The organism is Dactylosporangium fulvum (assembly GCF_025137375.1).
In the GTDB taxonomy this organism is placed as follows: domain Bacteria; phylum Actinomycetota; class Actinomycetes; order Mycobacteriales; family Micromonosporaceae; genus Dactylosporangium; species Dactylosporangium fulvum.
Genome location: NZ_CP073720.1, coordinates 9,272,631 through 9,288,813, shown reverse-complemented (window position 1 = coordinate 9,288,813; position 16,183 = coordinate 9,272,631). Strand labels below are relative to the sequence as shown.

The window sequence follows — 16,183 nt, the reverse complement described above, 5'->3', positions numbered from 1 at the left end:
GAGTCCAAAGGATGGCGACTAGCGGACAGCCACCTCACGAGTCCCGTTGCTACACAACTTTGGACCACCTCCTTTCCCGTGTACGACCAACCTAGCCAGCGCCCTAGATCGGCTGCAACGGTTTTTCGGTAGCAACATGATGAGCGGCCTCCTCGCTGTTCAGGCACCGGATGAGCCGGTGGGCGACGAGGAGCGGGACGATGCCGAAGGCCCCGAACGAGATGTCGATCATGCTCCACCACCCTCGTCACGAGATCTCCACAACAGCGGCGGCGCCGGCTCCCGAGGGGGTGGGAGCCGGCGCCGCGATCAGGGACGTCAGTGCCAGCCGCCGTTGGTGTCCGCGACGGCCTGGGCCTTCTTGCCCTCGGGCGTGAAGGTGAACCAGACCCCGCCCACACCTTGACCCTCGGTGTCACCCGGCTCGGCGTCGCCGGCGAACCGGTACGCGGCCCAGCCGTTGATCGTCAGCGGCTGCGGAAGGAGGTTCGGCGCCGCGGCGTCAACTGCCCGACAGCTACGCTGGCAGGGTGAGTGAACCGCTCGATCAGGACGTGATCGACTTCGCGCACCGGATGTTCGATCTGGCCAGGTCGGGTGCGACCGGTGAGCTGGCCGCCAACGTCGACGCCGGCCTGCCGGTCAACCTGACCAACGACAAGGGCGACACGCTGCTGATGCTGGCGGCCTACCACAACCACCCGGACACGGTGGCCGCGCTGGTCGGGCGAGGCGCCGAGGTCGACCGCGCCAACGATCGCGGCCAGACCGCGCTCGGCGCGGCGGTGTTCCGCCAGTCACCCGACTCGGTCGGCACGCTGCTCGCCGCGGGCGCCGACCCGCACGCCGGCGGTCCGTCGGCGGTCGAGATGGCCCGGTTCTTCAACCTGCCGCAGATGCTCGAACTGCTGGAGCGCGGGAAGTGAAGGAGATCGAGATCCGCGGCGACATGATCCGGCTCGGGCAGTTCCTCAAGCTGGCGAACATCCTCGAGTCCGGCGGGGAGAGCAAGGAAGTCATTCTCGAGGGCGAGGTTACCGTCAACGGCGAGGTGGAGACGCGCCGTGGCCGGCAGTTGCACCGCGGCGACGTCGTGCGGCTGCTGGGCGAGACCCTCAGGGTGCGCTAGGCCAACAGAGCGTTGGCGAAGTCCACCGCTCGCGCGGCGAAGTGGCCCCGACCGCCGTCGTGCCCGTCCCACTCGTACAACTCCAGTTCCTTGGTGCCGGGGATGGCGTTGTAGGCGGCGAACACCGTCGACGGCGGGCAGGTCAGGTCCATCAGCGCGGCCGAGACCAGCGCCGGCGCCGTGATCCGCGGCGCGAAGTGCACCCCGTCGACGTAGTCCACGGTGGACAGCGCCTGCGCCGCGCGCGCCGGGTTGAGGCGGCAGAAGCGGGCGAACTCGGCGTAGGGGTCGTTGTTGGTGATGGTGACCGCCCGGCGGATGTCGCACAGGAACGGCACACTGGCGATCACCCCGGCGACGGCGTCGCCGCTCAGGCCGGCCGCGGCGAGGGCCAGCCCGCCGCCCTGGCTGATCCCGCTGACCAGGACCCGCTCGGCGAACGGCAGCGCCCGCGCGGTCTCCACGGCCCGGACGGCGTCGGTGATGACCCGGCGGTAGTAGTACGTGTGCGGGTCGAGCACGCCGCGGGTGAGGAAGCCGGGCGACTGCGGGCCGGAGCCCTCGGGGTCGGGGGTGTCGCCGGCCCGCCAGCCGCCGCCCTGCCCGCGGGTGTCCATCACCAGGTGGGCGTAGCCGGCCGCAGACCACAGCAGCCAGTCGTTCACGAACCCGCGGCCGCCGCCGTAGCCGATGAACTCCACCATCACCGGCAGTGGCCCGTCGACGCCACGCGGGCGGATCAGCCACGCCTTGACCGGCTGTCCGCCGTACCCGCTGAAGCTCACGTCGCTGACGTGCAGCGTCCGCAGACCCGTCCGCACCTCGGTCACGGCGGCCGGCGCGGCGAGCGCGCGCGCCTCGTCGAGCGTCGCCGACCAGAAGGCATCGAAGTCCACGGGTTCCTTGGCGGCTGAACGGTACGTCCGGAGCTGGTCGAGCGGAAGATCAAAGAGGGCCATGCGGGTGAGCGTAACGCCTGGTACTCAGGAAGTTCCCAGCCCGATTACGGGTGCGACCCAGGTCCGGCCGCCATTCTTGAAGTGTGACCGGCGCCGGAAACCGGAAGCCTCCCTGGATGGTCCACCGGCGCACGGTCACGCCAAAGGCTTTGCGCCACAACACGTTGCCGAGCTGGGGTGGTCAGCGGGGGGCAACGGTGATGCGGTCGAGGTCGGGACACCACCTGCCGGGGGTGTTCCCGGCCTCGATCGTGTTGGTGCCCGCGCCGAGCTGGAGGGTGATCGTCACGGTCGCGATCCGGTCCCAGGCGCCGCTCGCCGGAAACGACACCTGCTGCCAGTTGCGCCCGATTCCCACGTAGCAGCGCCGGTCCTCGGTGGACAGATACGCGATCGTCACGGTGTGGTAGCCGCTCCGCTCCGCTGCCACCCCGGTGAACGACAGCGTCCGGCCGTTGCCGATGCCGGTCACCGCCCGGCCGCCCGACGCGTCCGCCACCGCACGGATCGTCATCTGGCGGGGTCGGCCGTTCTCGGCGGATTCCGCTTCATAAGAGCGGGATGTCGTACCAGCTGGGCTCGCCGACGGCGAGGACTGCGCCGACGGCGACACCGCAGGCGACACCGACGGTGACGCCGCGGGCGCCGGCGACGTGCCGCTCGCCGACGGCGAGGGCCGGGGACTGCCGCTGTGGCTGGGACCGGGGCTCTGCGGGACGCTCGAGCTCTGCGGCGGGCTTGCGGGCATGCCGGTCAGTGTCGGCACCACTGGCTCGGTGGCGTCCCCGGCGGTGAACCAGCTGTGCTGATCGGGGTCGCCCGACAGGCCGCGCATGGCCACGACGATCACCGCCACGACGATGAGCACCGAGACGAACACGATCCGTGGTTGTCGATGGGTGTCGGCTCGCCGCCGTCCGGTGTAGTAGCCAGGCGCGTCGCGGCCCTCGATCATGACCGGCACGGTATCGCTTCCGGATCGCCACCCGGCAGGGGCCGTTCGATCAGCCTCGGTGTCCCCACTCCGACACAGCGGCCGGATCGAGGGTCAGGGAGTCAGGACCACCTTGCCGCGCACATGGCCCGACTCGACCAGGCGGTGCGCGTCGGCCGCCTCGGCGAGCGGCAGCTCACGGTGCAGGTTGACCCGCAGCCGGCCCTTGTCGGCCAGGTCGGCCAGCCAGCGCAGGCCGTCGAGGTCGGGCTCCGGCGCGACGAACCGGCCGCCGCCGTCCGTGATCCGCTGTCCCGCTACGGTCGACACCGCCCGCGCCGGGTCCTTCACCTGCTGCAACGCCTGCTCCGTCGCCGCGCCACCGCGCAGGTCGAGCGCCACGTCGACCGGCTCGGCGGGCGCCTCGACCGGCTCGGCGCCCAGCTCGCGCAGGAACTCGTGGTCGGCGTCCGGCGCGGTGCCGAGCACCCGCTCCGCGCCGAGCGCCCGTGCGATCTGCACCGCGAAGTGCCCGACGCCGCCGGAGGCGCCGTGCACGAGCACCACGTCACCCTCGCCGGTGCCGGCGGCGCGGAGCGCCTGGAGTGCGGTGAGCGCGGCCAGCGGTACCGCTGCCGCTTCTACGAAACTCAGCGCGGCAGGCTTGTGCACGGCGTCCCGCTCGGCCACCGCGGCCCGCTCGGCATAGGTGCTCTGTGCGCAGGCGTAGACCTCGTCACCGACGACGAAGTTCTGGACCTGCGGCCCGGTGGCGACCACCACGCCGGCGACGTCCCAGCCCGGGATCTCGCCGCCACTGAGACGCGGGTCCGCTGGGTTGACGCCGGCCGCCCGCACGTCGACGAGGATCTGGTCGGGGCCGATCTGCGGGTCGGGCAGGTCTTGGAGGGAAAAGCTCGGGAGGGATTCTCCGCCGGCATCGCCGTGCTCGGTCAGCATGATGGCCTTCATGCCTCCATGTCTAGCGTCGCGGGTACCCGTGTGCAGGCGGATACGGCCATGCCGATCAAGGTCAGGTGGGTGATCCCGGGTAGGAGGGGGCTCCGGTCGGGGGCCGCGGCGGCGAACCGGGTGCCGGGGAACCGGCCCGCCACCGCGGCCATCGCGTCGGCGGCAGCGCTCCCCGGCGTCTGCGCCCACATGACCGCGGGCTCTTGGACGCATCGGTCAGGCGCTCTGCCTCCTCACGAGCGTGGTCGGCAGCACCGGCGGCTCGTTCCACTGCTCGCCGGACATCTGCGCCAGCAACTGGCGGGCCGCGGCGGCGCCGATCTCTTCGACCGGCTGCTTGACCGTGGTGAGCGGCGGCAATCGATATCGGGATTTCGACTGTACATTTCAGGCCCGGGCGGCCCGTGGTCATCTTCGTTGCGGCGCTGCCGTCGGCAGTCATTGACGACGTCCGATCAATTGGTCGGTTTGTGGCCTCTCCGTCGTATGGCCCTAGGAGGCTCGGCGATCTGCGCCACAGCGTTGCTGCTGTGGCCGGAGACTCTGGTGTGACCTGCGTGAATCTCCTAGCCTGCTGTGATGCGTGACTGGATTTCCGTCATCGTGGCGGTGCTCGGCGTGCTCCTGGTGCTCGCCGGCGCCACCCTCATCGTGATGCGCGCGTTGTCCACGTCGACGCCGGCTCCGGCGGGCCACGCGCCCGTCGACTCGGAGTCGACCACCGCCGAGGTGCCGGCGGTACCCCCCGCCGCAGCCCCCGTCCACACCAGGCTCATCGACGCGGTCAAGAGCCCGGCGCCGGCAGACCGGCTGATCTTCTGGGGCATCGTCCTGTTGGTCCTGGCAGCGATCGCGGCCGGCGCCATCTCGTTCTCGCTGGGCGCCGAAGGCGGCGCGCCGGCCCCGACACGCTAGACCGCCCGCCCCCAGCGCATTCATCCCTGGAAGGGCAGACTATTCTGCCTCCGAGGTGACGTGATGATCGCGCAGGTGATCGGGCGGACACCTCGAGGAGCTGGCTCGCCAGCTGGTTCAACAGCCTCAGGAGGCCTTTCGTGACCACCGTTGCGCCAAAGCCGATCGTCACCAGGCCTTGGCCGGTGCACAAGCCGGTCAAGGGCTCGGCGTTCGCTCGGCTGTTGCGGACCACGGACGCCAAGCAGATCGGCTTGATGTATCTCGTCACGTCGTTCGTGTTCTTCATGGTGGGCGGCTTCATGGCGCTGCTGATGCGCGCCGAGCTGGCCCGGCCGGGTCTGCAGTTCCTGTCGCCCGAGCAGTACAACCAGCTGTTCACGATGCACGGCACGATCATGCTGCTGTTCTTCGCAACGCCGATCGTGTTCGCGTTCGCGAACTACATCACGCCGCTGCAGATCGGTGCGCCGGACGTCTCGTTCCCGCGACTGAACTCGTTCGCCTACTGGCTCTACGCCTTCGGCGGCTCGATCACCCTGATCGGTTTCATCACGCCAGGTGGCGCGGCCGACTTCGGTTGGTTCGCTTACGCGCCGCTGAACAGCATCATCCACTCGCCCGGCGTCGGCGCCGACCTGTGGATCGTCGGCCTAGTCCTGTCCGGTCTGGGCACCATCCTGGGCGCCGTCAACATGATCACCACGATCCTGACGCTGCGCGCGCCCGGCATGACCATGTTCCGGATGCCGATGTTCACCTGGAACATCCTGGTCACCAGCGTCCTGGTCATCATGGTCTTCCCGATCCTCGCCGCCGCCCTCCTGGCGCTCGAGGCCGACCGTCGGCTCGGTGCGCACGTCTACGACGCCTCGACCGGCGGCGCGATGCTCTGGCAGCACCTGTTCTGGTTCTTCGGCCACCCCGAGGTGTACATCGTGGCGCTGCCGTTCTTCGGCATCATCACGGAGGTCATCCCGGTCTTCAGCCGCAAGCCGGTCTTCGGCTACAAGGGCCTCGTCGGCGCGACCATCGCGATCGGCGCCCTGTCGATGAGCGTGTGGGCGCACCACATGTTCGCGACCGGTCAGGTCCTCATGCCGTTCTTCTCCTTCCTGAGCTTCGTCATCGCCGTGCCGACCGGTATGAAGTTCTTCAACTGGATCGGCACGATGTGGCGCGGCCAGATCACCTTCGAGACGCCGATGCTCTTCGCCATCGGCTTCCTGGTGACCTTCCTCTTCGGCGGCCTCTCCGGCGTGCTGCTCGCCAGCCCGCCGATCGACTTCCACGTCTCGGACACGTATTTCGTGGTGGCCCACTTCCACTACGTGCTCTTCGGCACGATCGTGTTCGCGGTGTACGCCGGCATCTACTTCTGGTTCCCGAAGATGACCGGCCGGATGCTCGACGAGCGCCTCGGCAAGATTCACTTCTGGCTCACCACGATCGGCTTCCACGCCACGTTCCTCGTCCAGCACTGGCTCGGCACCCAGGGCATGCCCCGCCGGTACGCCGACTACCTGGCCACGGACGGCTTCGCCACGCTGAACACGATCTCGACGATCGGCTCGTTCATCACCGGCATCTCGACCCTCCCGTTCCTGTGGAACGTCTGGAAGTCGTACAAGGCGGGCCGCGTGGTCGAGGTCAACGACCCGTGGGGCCACGGCATGTCCCTGGAGTGGGCGACCTCCTGCCCGCCCCCGCTGCGCAACTTCGACAGCATGCCGCGCATCCGCTCGGAGCGCCCGGCCTTCGACGCCCGCTACCCGGAACACGCTCCTGGCCACTCGCTGGACGCCCCGCCTCCGGGCGGCGCCCGCCCGCTGAGCCAGGAGGCCAGCGGCGGCGCAACCTACGAGGAACAGCACTAGCGCCGAAGCACCACCGAACGCCCCCGGGCTCTGGTCTCCAGGCCCCGGGGGCGTTCGCCTGTTCCGCCGACCTGTTCTGCGCCGTCTCCTGGGCGCGCGGGCCGAGGTCACTGCCGGTGCGGCTCCAATCCGATGGGCCTGCGGCGGGTCGGTGTGGGTGCTCGAACCGCTGCAGCCCACTGAGGGTCTTCGCGGCTCGAGCCTTCCCGGGGCGTGGGTGGCAGGTTCGGGCCGGATGTGACTCCTGGTACACCGAGTTCGGACGTGCTTGGAGCCTGCGTGGCTCCTCGGGATGCCAGCCCGGGCGAGGTCGCAGCGGTGGTGGCGCAGGCTCGGGCGGTTGGTGCCGCGCGGTGGCATCAACGGGCTTGGCCGAGGCGAGTTGTGGCCCCGGCTGGCGCGTGGGCGGGGTGGTGCTTGGGTGGGGCGCTGCTCGGCTGGGACGGTGTTCAGCCGGGGTGCTGCTTGGTTGGGACGGTGCTCAGCCGGGGGTGCCGCTCGGCCGGGTGGTGCTCGGGCGGAGTGCTGCTTGGCCGGGGTGCTCGGCTGGGACGGTGCTCGGCCCGACCCGCGTCGGTAGTGCTCCCGGGCCGGCTGGCTTCAGCTGCGGCAGTGTTGTGGTCGGCCATTAGGGCCTGCTCGGCTGGCCGGCGGCCAGGGCCAGCCTTACGTGGCGACCACCGACTCCGCCGGGACGCCACCCGCGAATTGCCGTTGGTGCGTCCTATTTTCATGATCCGGAAGACTTGACGCCGCCTGGCAGCGCAAAGTCTTCCGGATCATGAAATAGGACAGAAATAGGCATTAATCGATGCACCAAGATGCCTGGATTGTCGGGATGTGCATCGAGTGGATTCATGATCACGGAGCTTTTGATGGCCTGGAACCCCGCAGAAATTCCGTGATCATGAAGACCGCGTCGAAGCACCGGCAAAGCCGACGCGCAAAAGCCAAACTGGCAGGACTGGCCGCGTCGTGTGGGCCAGTCGAGCCACTCGGCCCAGTCGAGCCGCCCAGCCCGGCTGGCCCGTCGAGCTGGCCCGTCGAGCTGGCCCGCGGGAGCTGGCCGCTGCCCAGCCGGGCCGAGATGCCCCGCGGAGCTGGCCAGCCGGGCTGGCCAGCCGGGCCGAGCTGCCTTGCTCAGCTGCCTTGCTCAGCTGCCTTGCTCAGCTGCCTTGCTCAGCTGCCTTGCTCAGCTGCCTTGCTCAGCTGCCTCGCTCGGCTGCCTCGCTCGGCTGCCTCGCTCGGCTGCCTCGCTCGGCTGGCCGCTGCCCAGCCGGGCCGAGCTGGCCCGCGGAGCTGGCCCGTGGAGCTGCCCGGCCGGGCCGACCGGCGAATCCCGGGAGCTGTGTCCGCAACGGCGGGCTTCCGGCGGCAATGCCCGCGTCGGGTCAGGGGCGGCCCGACTCGGCGTGTGTCGCCGATTTTTGAAATTTGACCCCTTTTGGGTTCCGGAATTTTGACCCCTCCGGTGGTTGGTCAGTTGTGGTTGGTGCGGTTGTCTTTGTTGAGGAGTTCGCGGCGTTGGCGGGTGCGGTAGGAGTCGCCGGTGAGGGTGAGGACCTCGGCGTGGTGGACGAGTCGGTCGATCATGGCTGCGGCGACGACGTCGTCGGAGAAGGTCTCGCCCCAGCGTCCGAACGGCAGGTTCGAGGTGACCATGACGGAGCCTTGCTCGTAGCGGGATGCGATGAGTTGGAAGAACAGGTTCGCGGCGTCCTGGTCGAACGGGATGTAGCCGACTTCATCGATGATGATCAGTTTGTAGCGGCGGATCTTCTTCAGTTCGGCTTCGAGACGTCCGGCGTGGTGGGCCTCGGCGAGGCGGGTGATCCAGTTGCTGGCGGTGTCGAACAGGACGGAGTGCCCGGCCTGGGTGGCTTTGACGCCGAGGGCGATGGCGAGGTGCGTTTTGCCGAGGCCGGGTGGTCCGAGCAGGATCACGTTCTCGGCTTTCGCGACGTAGGTGCTGGTGGCGAGGTGGGCGAGGACGTCGCGGCGCAGTGAGGGCAGGTGGTCGAGGTTGAAGTCCTCGAGGGTTTTCACGGTTGGGAAGTGCGCGGTGCGGATGCGCATGACGGTGCCTTTGGACTCGCGGTCGGCGACCTGGCGTTGCAGCAGCGCGGCCAGATATTCTTCGTGGGACCAGTTCTCGTCCCGGGCCTGACCGGCGAGTTCTTCCCAGAACGCGCCGATGGTGGGGGTCTTCAGGACCCGGGTGAGGTAGGCGATCATCGACGGCATCCCGTCCTTGATCCCGCCGCCGGGCCCGTTTCTGGGGCCGGTGGGCTGGGCTTGCTGGGATTTCGTCTTGGTGGTGGTCATTCGCTGCTCGCTCTCGTTGCTGTGCTGGTGGTTGGGTTGAAGTCGACGCCGAACAGGGCGTCGTAGTCGTGCAGGGCCCGCAGGGTGACCGGATGCCCGTCGCCGTGGTGGCGGGTGGCCGCGAGGCGTCGTTGGCGGTCTTCGGCGAGGGCGTGGCGCATCAGCTTCGCGGTCGCGGCGTGGCCCGGGTCGGTGATCACGCCGTGTTTGGCCCAGGACCGGTCGTGCCGGGCCACGACGGTGCCGTCGCAGGACACCGTCACCAGATGCGCCGTGGCGGTGACCTCGACGAACCGGCCGATGAAACGCGGGTCGACGGAGTAGTCGACGGTGTCGACCCGCACGTAGTAGTCCCGGCCCAGCCGGATCCGTTGCTGCAAACCGACTTGCGGCCCGACCGGTGGCAGCGGCAGCATCGCCGGGCGGTCCGTTTCGAGGAGGTCCACGGGCCGGCCATGGATCGAGCGGACCGTGCGGGTGTTCGCCGTGCTCCCCAGCCAGTCACCGAGCTGGGTGTTGAAGTCGGTGGGTGAGGTGAACCGCCTGCCGGGCAGGAACGACGTCTCCAGATAGCCGTTGGCGCGTTCCACCATGCCCTTGTATTCCGGGTCGCGGGGCGGGGCCAACTGGATGCGGGTGGCGAGGGTCCCGGCGAACGCCGCCGCCGGGGCGCTGACCCTGCCGGTCCCGCCGATCGCGGACTCCCGATCCCAGACCAGGGTCCGGGTGACGCGCCCGATCCCGCAGATCAGCAGCCACATCCCGGACAGGATGTCCCCGGCCTGCCGGGTCGGGATCATCGTCGCGGTCATGAACCGGGAGAACCCGAGCGTCATCACCAGCACCGGCAACACCCGGTCCTGACCCGCAGCGACCGGGATCCGCGGCTGCGGGAACCACAGATCGCACTGCGTGATCTGCCCCGGCTCATAGACGACCCGGTCGACCGGGTCGATCCCCACGTACTCCGGCCGGATCTGCGCCAGCCGCTTCTTCAACGGCGACAACGAATACGGCCAGCCGATCCGCTGCGCGATCACCGGAACCGGCATCCGCGGCCACTCACCCAGCAACACCCGGATCCGCGGCTCGAACGCATCCACCACCGACCCACGCGCCGGCCGCTCATACCGCGGCGGCCGATCCGACGCCAACGCCGCCCGCACCGTGTTCCGAGCCACCCCCAACCGCCGGACGATCTCCTTGATCGGCACCCCCTCCGCCCGGTGCAAACGACGGATCTCTGCCCAGTCCTCCACGCTCAACACCCTCCAAGATCATCAGAACGGAGGGGTCAAAATTCAAAGATCCACCGGGGGTCAGTCTTCCGGAAGCTGCGACAGCGTGCTCACACGGGGGAACGCCGTCGCCTCCAGAAGACCGGCGATCCATGCGGCGGCCGCCCGGGCGGCTCGGGATCGTGGAGCATCTTCGGGGTCCAGGGCCCGAGGAAACTCCGTGATCTGTACAGCGTCTCCGAGTGGGCGGAATGGCCCGAGCCCATGAGCATGACCGTCCTGAGGCGGTGCGCGGGTGCGAAGTGCCTTCCGGGCGGTTCACGAGGGGCGGCCCTGGCGACCGGGGGCGGGTGGGCAGCCTGTGTGCCGAGGCGGGTGGGTGCCCACGGCTCGGGGTGGGAGGCGACAAGGCTGAGGTGTGGCCGCGTGTCGGGCAGTTGTGACGAGACTCGGCCGTACGGCGGCTTGGGTTCGCAGTTAGGAGGCGATGTCGAGCCGACCGGGGACAAGAGACCACCCGAGTGGGGGACGTCCCGGAATGTGGGCGCGGGTCGGGAGCGCCTCCGAACGGAGGTGGAGGCGCTCCCTTAAGCGAACCGCAAGAACCACTCAAAAATGGGTCGAGACCATGGACCCGAAAGGTGGAGCGGATGAAGCTTGATCTATGCGTCAGGCGGGCTGGGTTACTTCGCGTTCGCGAGGCTGGGGCAGTCGGCCCGAGACGGTGCCGGGCGGGATCGGCACGCCAAGGATGTCGCTGACACCCACCACGGCGAACAGACGTGCGATGAACGGGTTGGGGCGGCGGATGTCGAGCTTGACGCCCATGCTGTGGCAGATGCGCTTGGCTACGACAAGGGTGCCGATCCCGGTGGAGTCGAGGAAGGTGACCTTCGCAAGATCGATGACGAGTAGGTCGATGCTTCCGTCGAGCACTGAGCTCACTGCGTTACGGAGCTCCTGAGCGGTCTCATAGTCGATTTCGCCACTCAGCGTCAGCAATGCCTCGCGCTGATCCGAAGGGCGAGTCTCGATCGACAACTTCACGTGACCCTCCTGGTGCTGAGCCGTCCACCATGGACGACCCTTCGAGGTCCCGCAAGCGTAGCGAAATCTTGCCTTTTTCGCCACGCTCCGTGTAGGCGCTCCTTACGTTGTGACGTGAAAAGTCCTCACATCGTTCGCGGAACCGCTTGCTCGCATGACGGTACACGTCGCTTGTTACACGGCAAGTCCAGCCGCGTGCCATCCGCCGGTCGGTCAACTCCCGGCAACGACCGGTTCACCCACCAGGTTCACCCCTGCCTTCCTCAGGGTGACCAGGGCCATCGAAGTCGTAGCGGGTGCGACACCGGCTGTGAGGTCGAGCAACACGGTCGTAACGAAACCCTCACGCGCCGCATCCATGGCGGTCGCCAGCACGCAGTGGTCGGTCGCGATGCCGACCACGTCGACGTCGGTCACCGCGCGCTCGCGCAGCCACGACGCCAGGCCGACGCCGTCGGCCGCGCCCTCGAAGCCCGAGTACGCGGCCTCGTACGCACCCTTCTTGAAGACCGCCTCGATCCGCGACGTGTTCAGCGCCGGGTGGAAGTCGACGCCGTCGGTGCCGACCACGCAGTGATTCGGCCAGGTCGCGACGTAGTCGGGCTGCGCCGAGAAGTGCGGGCCCGGGTCGATGTGGTGGTCCTGCGTCGCCACGATGTGCTCCCACGATGTGGACGTCGGGGCCGTCGACGCCAGCGCCTCGGTGATCGCGGCGGCCACCGAGGCGCCGCCGGCGACGGCCAGTGAGCCGCCTTCACAGAAGTCCTTCTGCACGTCGACGATGATCAACGCCCGGGTCATGCGGAGCCTCCTAGCATCGTGACCGGAACCGCCGGGTCACCGGCGGAGAGCTTGAGCCCCTCCCACGGGATGGAGATGAGGCACTGGCGCAGGTGCTCACGCGAGTCGTGCAGCGTCGGCAGGTTGGCCGCGGGCTCACCGTCGCGCAGGAACGGCCGCTGCAGCAGCCGGTCGTGCGGCTCCGGGGCGGGTGCGCCGAGCGAGACGACGACCTCCTCGGTGGCGGTGCCGGTGGGCTTGTGTCGCCGTACCGCCGTCTTCCGGCCGCCGACCGTGGCCTTGTGCTCCGACCGCTTCACCACTGGGCGGCCGTCCACCTCGACCAGCTTGTAGACCAGTCCGGCGGTCGGCGCACCCGAGCCCACGACGACCGCGGTGCCGGCACCGTACGCGTCGACGGGCTCGGCGGCCAGGGCGGCGATGGCGTATTCGTCGAGATCGCCCGACACGATGATCTGCGTGTCGGTGGCGCCGAGGGAGTCGAGCAGGGCCCGCGACTCCGAGGCGAGCACCGACAGGTCGCCCGAGTCGATGCGGACGGCACGCAGGTCCGACCCGGCGACGGCGATCGCGTTGCGGATGCCCTGCGCGATGTCGTAGGTGTCGACGAGCAGCGTCGTCTGCTTGCCCAGCGTCGCCACCTGCGAGGCGAACGCTGCCTGCTCCGAGTCGTGCAGCAGCGTGAACGCGTGGGCCGCGGTGCCGGTGGTCGGGATGCCGTACCGCCGGCCGGCCTCGAGGTTCGACGTGAACGCGAATCCGGCCAGATAGGCGGCCCGGGCGGCGGCGACGGCCGACTCCTCGTGTGTCCGCCGGGAGCCCATCTCGATGACCGAGCGCCCGCGCGCGGCGGTCACCATGCGGGCGGCGGCGGCCGCGATCGCGCTGTCGTGGTTGAGCACCGACAGCACCAGCGTCTCCAGGACCACACACTCGGCGAACGTGCCGCTCACCGTGAGGATCGGCGAGCCCGGGAAGAACAGCTCTCCCTCGGCGTAGCCGTCGATGTCGCCGGAGAAGCGATAGTCGGCGAGCCACTGCGCGGTCGCCTGGTCGACGATGCCGCGCTCGGCGAGGAACGCGACGTCCTCCTCCGAGAAGCGGAAGTCGGCGATGAGCGACGGCAGGCGGCCGGTGCCGGCGACCACACCGTAGCGGCGGCCGGTCGGCAGGCGGCGCGCGAAGACCTCGAACACGCAACGTCGGTCGGCGGTGCCGTCACGCAGCGCCGCCGACAGCATCGTCAGCTCGTAATGGTCGGTCAGCAGCGAGCTTGTGGTCACACCGCCAACCCTATTCCACCCCGAATAGGACCCCGGTCACTCCTCCGGCGGCAGGGACCGCAGCGCGGCGGCCAGCTCGGCGCGCCCGGTGACGCCGAGCTTGGCGTACACCCGCATCAAATGGTTGTCGACGGTACGGGAGGACAGGTACAGCTGATCGGCGATCTCCTTCGACGGCACGCCGGCGGCGGCGAGCTTGGCGATCTGCCGTTCCCGGCCGGTGAGCATCGGCTGCGGTACGACCAGCGCCGGCGTCGCCGCGAGCTGGCACTCGGCCCGCAGCTCGGCGAGGCGCTGCGCCGCGCGCGGGGTCTGCGGCGACCGGATGCTCCGCAGCAGCGTGACGGCCCCGGCGGCGGCCTCCGCGGCGAAGAGGTTCAGCTCCATCTCCGCGAGCTCCTCGGCGACGGCCAGCAGGCTGCCACCGTCTTCCTCGGCGATGGCGCGCACGTGCCACGCGATCGCCGGCGCGAGCCGGCCCTCGACCGTCTGCGCGAGCACATCGAGCCGCTCGTGGACCTCGGCGGCGAAACCGAGCCGGCCGAGGTGGTAGAGCGCGAACATCTCGTGCGCGGCGAAGCCGTCGCTGCGGTTGCGGGCGGCCAGCAGGCGCAGCACCTCGGCGGCGGTGGTGATGTCGCCGGAGGCCACCGCGACCCACGCCCGGGCCTCCTCCAGCCAGGGGTACAGCACCTCCATCGAGCGGTAGTGCGCCCGCTCGGCCTCGGCGAAGGCGGCGGTGGCGGCCGCCGGGTCGCCGCAGAGGGCCGCGATGTGCGCCCGCTCGGCGTGCGCGAGCGCGACGAAGATCCGGCCGGTGGCCAGCGCCGCGCTCGCCTGGCTGGCCGCCCGGCCGGCCTCCTGGAGACGGCCGCGCAGCCGGGCGGCCTGGGCCCGGACGATCTGGAGATAGCCGGAGCCGAGCAGGAAGTTGCCCGCGTCGGCCATGCCGGCGAACTCGGCGGCGACGATCGCGTCGACGGCCTCGAGGTCGGCGGCGAGGATCGTCGCCGTGCCGCGGGCCAGCTCGACGCCGAGCTGGATGTACGGCACCTCGGCCCGCCACTGGGCGGCGTCGGCGTCGAGCGCGGCCATCGCCTTGACCGTCTGCACCGGGGCGCCGCGCATCGCCTGGAGGTGGCCCATGATGCTGCGGGCCAGGGCGCGCGGGCCCGGGGCGCTGGCCGGGCTGTCCAGCACGGTCCGGGCCAGGGTCAGGGCCTGGCCGGAGTCGCCGCGGTGCAGCCGCATGGTGGACTCGACGGCCAGGGCGAGCGAGCGCTCCCGCAGGTCGGTGAGCTTGTGCGTCTGCCGGTTGAGCTCGTCGACGGTCGTCGGGTCGCCGAGGCCCCAGTGCGAGGTGATGTGCCGGACGGCGAGCCAGCGGCTGCGCTGCGCCTCGTCGATGATCTGGTCCTCGTTCTCGTCGAGGATCCGCGCGCCCTCCTCGGGGCAGTTGGCGAACATCAGGATCGTGGCGAGCGTCTCGGCCGCGTCGAACCCGCCGCCCGCCGCGACGGCGGCCTTGCCGAGCCGCATCGCGAGGGCCATGTCGTACGTCGCGAACGCGAGCCGGCAGGCGTTGAGCAGCTGCACCGGGTCGCGCGCGGTGTCGCTGTCGAGCCGCCACACCGCGACCCGCAGCAGGTCGTCACGGCGGCGGGCGCCGCTGCCCTCGACGAGCGTGGCGAGCTGGTCCAGCAGCCGGCGGAACCGGGTGACCGGGCAGCGGCGGCGGACGACCTCGCCGTACAGCGGATGGGCCAGGCGGACAGTGGTGCGCCGGTCCTCGACCACGACCCGGATGAGCTGCCGCTCCTCGGCCGTCTCGACGGTGGCCAGGTCGGTCGCGTTGACCAGCAGCGGCAGGCCGATCGGCTCGCCGAAGGCGACCAGCTCGAGCACCGCCCGCTCCTGTGGGGTGAGCTTGCCGATGCGCGCGTCGACCACCTCGGTCAGCGTCGGCGCCAGGTCGACCTTGCCGGTCCACCGCTGCATGCCGTAGCTCTCGATGATCTCGCCGGCGGCGTGCGCGGCGATCACCAGCTCGCGCAGCAGCAGGGCGTTGCCCTGGGAGAGCTGCCAGAGCCGGTCGACGGACGCCGAGTCGACCGGGCCGCCGAGGACCTGCTGGAGCAGGTCGGAGGTCTCCTGGAGGGTCAGCGGGCTGAGCTCGATCCGCTCGACCAGGTCGTCCTTCCACAGGGCGCTGATCGGGTCGTGGACCGGCTCGCCGGTGCGGACCGTGCCGATGACCGTCGCGTTCTCGGAGCGGGCCACGTAGTAGACCAGTGCCGCCGACAGCGGGTCGAGCAGGTGGGCGTCGTCGACCGCCACGACGATCGGCCGGCCGGCCGCCTGCCGGTGCAGCGCGTCGACCGCCCAGCGCAGCAGCCCGGCGGGCGAGCCGCCCGCGGGCTGGTCGGGCGGCAGCACCTGGGCCAGCCCGCCGAGGGGGAGACCGGCCGTCGCGGCGTTGGCGGTCGCCGTCCAGACGGCGAGTCTGTCCTGGTCGAGGGCGTTGACGCCCTCTCTCAGCAATCGGCTCTTGCCGATGCCGGGTGGTCCGCCGAGAATCAGACCGCGACCGGTGGAACCGGATGCGGCCTCGGCGACTCGGATCAGCTCTGCGTTTCGACCGACGAAGCTCCAGGGGGGCACAGTCGCAGCATATCGATAGGTTGATTACTGCGAGTACCCGCG

16 protein-coding genes are annotated in these 16,183 nt (G+C 70.0%); 4 read left to right on the top strand and 12 right to left on the bottom strand.

All coding sequences use genetic code 11. From position 1 onward, the window contains the following. Nucleotides 1-103: 103 nt before the first annotated feature. Together Dfulv_RS42750 and Dfulv_RS42745 are read right to left on the bottom strand one after the other, a co-directional pair. Entirely contained in the window at nt 104-232 is a 129-nt protein-coding gene (locus Dfulv_RS42750; RefSeq protein WP_259859521.1) for a hypothetical protein, read from the bottom strand. 86 nt (nt 233-318) lie between these two features. After that, nucleotides 319-465, bottom strand: a complete 147-nt coding sequence (locus Dfulv_RS42745) for a hypothetical protein (protein WP_259869293.1) — start codon at nt 463-465, stop codon at nt 319-321. 110 nt (nt 466-575) lie between these two features. On the opposite strand from Dfulv_RS42745, the gene Dfulv_RS42740 reads away from it, so the two are divergent. Together Dfulv_RS42740 and Dfulv_RS42735 are read left to right on the top strand one after the other, a co-directional pair. Beyond that, a complete protein-coding gene (locus tag Dfulv_RS42740; RefSeq protein WP_406568054.1) occupies nt 576-926 on the top strand; it encodes an ankyrin repeat domain-containing protein in 351 nt (116 codons plus the stop codon). Then, on the top strand, nt 923-1,129 hold the full coding sequence (locus Dfulv_RS42735; protein WP_344405825.1) for an RNA-binding S4 domain-containing protein: 207 nt from the start codon (nt 923-925) through the stop codon (nt 1,127-1,129). The genes Dfulv_RS42740 and Dfulv_RS42735 overlap by 4 nt, the downstream gene beginning before the upstream one ends. Here Dfulv_RS42735 and Dfulv_RS42730 read toward each other — a convergent pair. From Dfulv_RS42730 to Dfulv_RS42715, 4 genes are all read right to left on the bottom strand, one after another. Beyond that, nucleotides 1,126-2,088, bottom strand: a complete 963-nt coding sequence (locus tag Dfulv_RS42730; protein WP_259859519.1) for an acetylxylan esterase — start codon at nt 2,086-2,088, stop codon at nt 1,126-1,128. The genes Dfulv_RS42735 and Dfulv_RS42730 overlap by 4 nt on opposite strands. 181 nt (nt 2,089-2,269) lie before the next feature. Continuing rightward, on the bottom strand, nt 2,270-3,043 hold the full coding sequence (locus tag Dfulv_RS42725; protein ID WP_259859518.1) for a carbohydrate-binding protein: 774 nt from the start codon (nt 3,041-3,043) through the stop codon (nt 2,270-2,272). A 93-nt stretch (nt 3,044-3,136) separates the two neighbouring features. Next, nucleotides 3,137-3,994: an NADP-dependent oxidoreductase gene (locus tag Dfulv_RS42720; RefSeq protein ID WP_259859517.1), complete on the bottom strand. Its 858-nt coding sequence runs from the start codon at nt 3,992-3,994 to the stop codon at nt 3,137-3,139. A gap of 216 nt (nt 3,995-4,210) precedes the next feature. Beyond that, entirely contained in the window at nt 4,211-4,354 is a 144-nt protein-coding gene (locus tag Dfulv_RS42715) for a substrate-binding domain-containing protein (RefSeq protein ID WP_259859516.1), read from the bottom strand. 219 nt (nt 4,355-4,573) lie between these two features. Here Dfulv_RS42715 and Dfulv_RS42710 point away from each other — a divergent pair, with 219 nt between their 5' ends. Both Dfulv_RS42710 and ctaD read left to right on the top strand, forming a co-directional pair. Continuing rightward, nucleotides 4,574-4,909, top strand: a complete 336-nt coding sequence (locus Dfulv_RS42710; RefSeq protein WP_259859515.1) for a hypothetical protein — start codon at nt 4,574-4,576, stop codon at nt 4,907-4,909. A gap of 140 nt (nt 4,910-5,049) precedes the next feature. Beyond that, on the top strand, nt 5,050-6,786 hold the full coding sequence (gene ctaD, locus Dfulv_RS42705; RefSeq protein WP_259859514.1) for an aa3-type cytochrome oxidase subunit I: 1,737 nt from the start codon (nt 5,050-5,052) through the stop codon (nt 6,784-6,786). A gap of 1,479 nt (nt 6,787-8,265) precedes the next feature. On the opposite strand, the gene istB is transcribed toward ctaD, so the two are convergent. The 6 genes from istB to Dfulv_RS42675 form a co-directional block, all read right to left on the bottom strand. After that, the gene (istB, locus tag Dfulv_RS42700) at nt 8,266-9,030 is read right to left on the bottom strand and encodes an IS21-like element helper ATPase IstB (protein WP_259867330.1); all 765 of its coding nucleotides are present in this window, start codon (nt 9,028-9,030) and stop codon (nt 8,266-8,268) included. A 77-nt stretch (nt 9,031-9,107) separates the two neighbouring features. After that, nucleotides 9,108-10,379, bottom strand: a complete 1,272-nt coding sequence (gene istA / locus Dfulv_RS42695) for an IS21 family transposase (protein WP_259858826.1) — start codon at nt 10,377-10,379, stop codon at nt 9,108-9,110. Between the two features lie 639 nt (nt 10,380-11,018). Then, nucleotides 11,019-11,396, bottom strand: coding sequence for an STAS domain-containing protein (locus Dfulv_RS42690; protein ID WP_259859513.1), 378 nt, complete (start codon nt 11,394-11,396; stop codon nt 11,019-11,021). A 213-nt stretch (nt 11,397-11,609) separates the two neighbouring features. Next, nucleotides 11,610-12,197 carry an isochorismatase family protein gene (locus Dfulv_RS42685; RefSeq protein ID WP_259859512.1) on the bottom strand — a complete coding sequence of 196 codons (588 nt, stop codon included), beginning with the start codon at nt 12,195-12,197 and terminating at the stop codon, nt 11,610-11,612. Then, nucleotides 12,194-13,438, bottom strand: a complete 1,245-nt coding sequence (locus tag Dfulv_RS42680; protein ID WP_406568053.1) for a nicotinate phosphoribosyltransferase — start codon at nt 13,436-13,438, stop codon at nt 12,194-12,196. The genes Dfulv_RS42685 and Dfulv_RS42680 overlap by 4 nt, the downstream gene beginning before the upstream one ends. 78 nt (nt 13,439-13,516) lie before the next feature. Then, nucleotides 13,517-16,141: a LuxR C-terminal-related transcriptional regulator gene (locus tag Dfulv_RS42675; protein WP_259859509.1), complete on the bottom strand. Its 2,625-nt coding sequence runs from the start codon at nt 16,139-16,141 to the stop codon at nt 13,517-13,519. Nucleotides 16,142-16,183 lie beyond the last annotated feature (42 nt).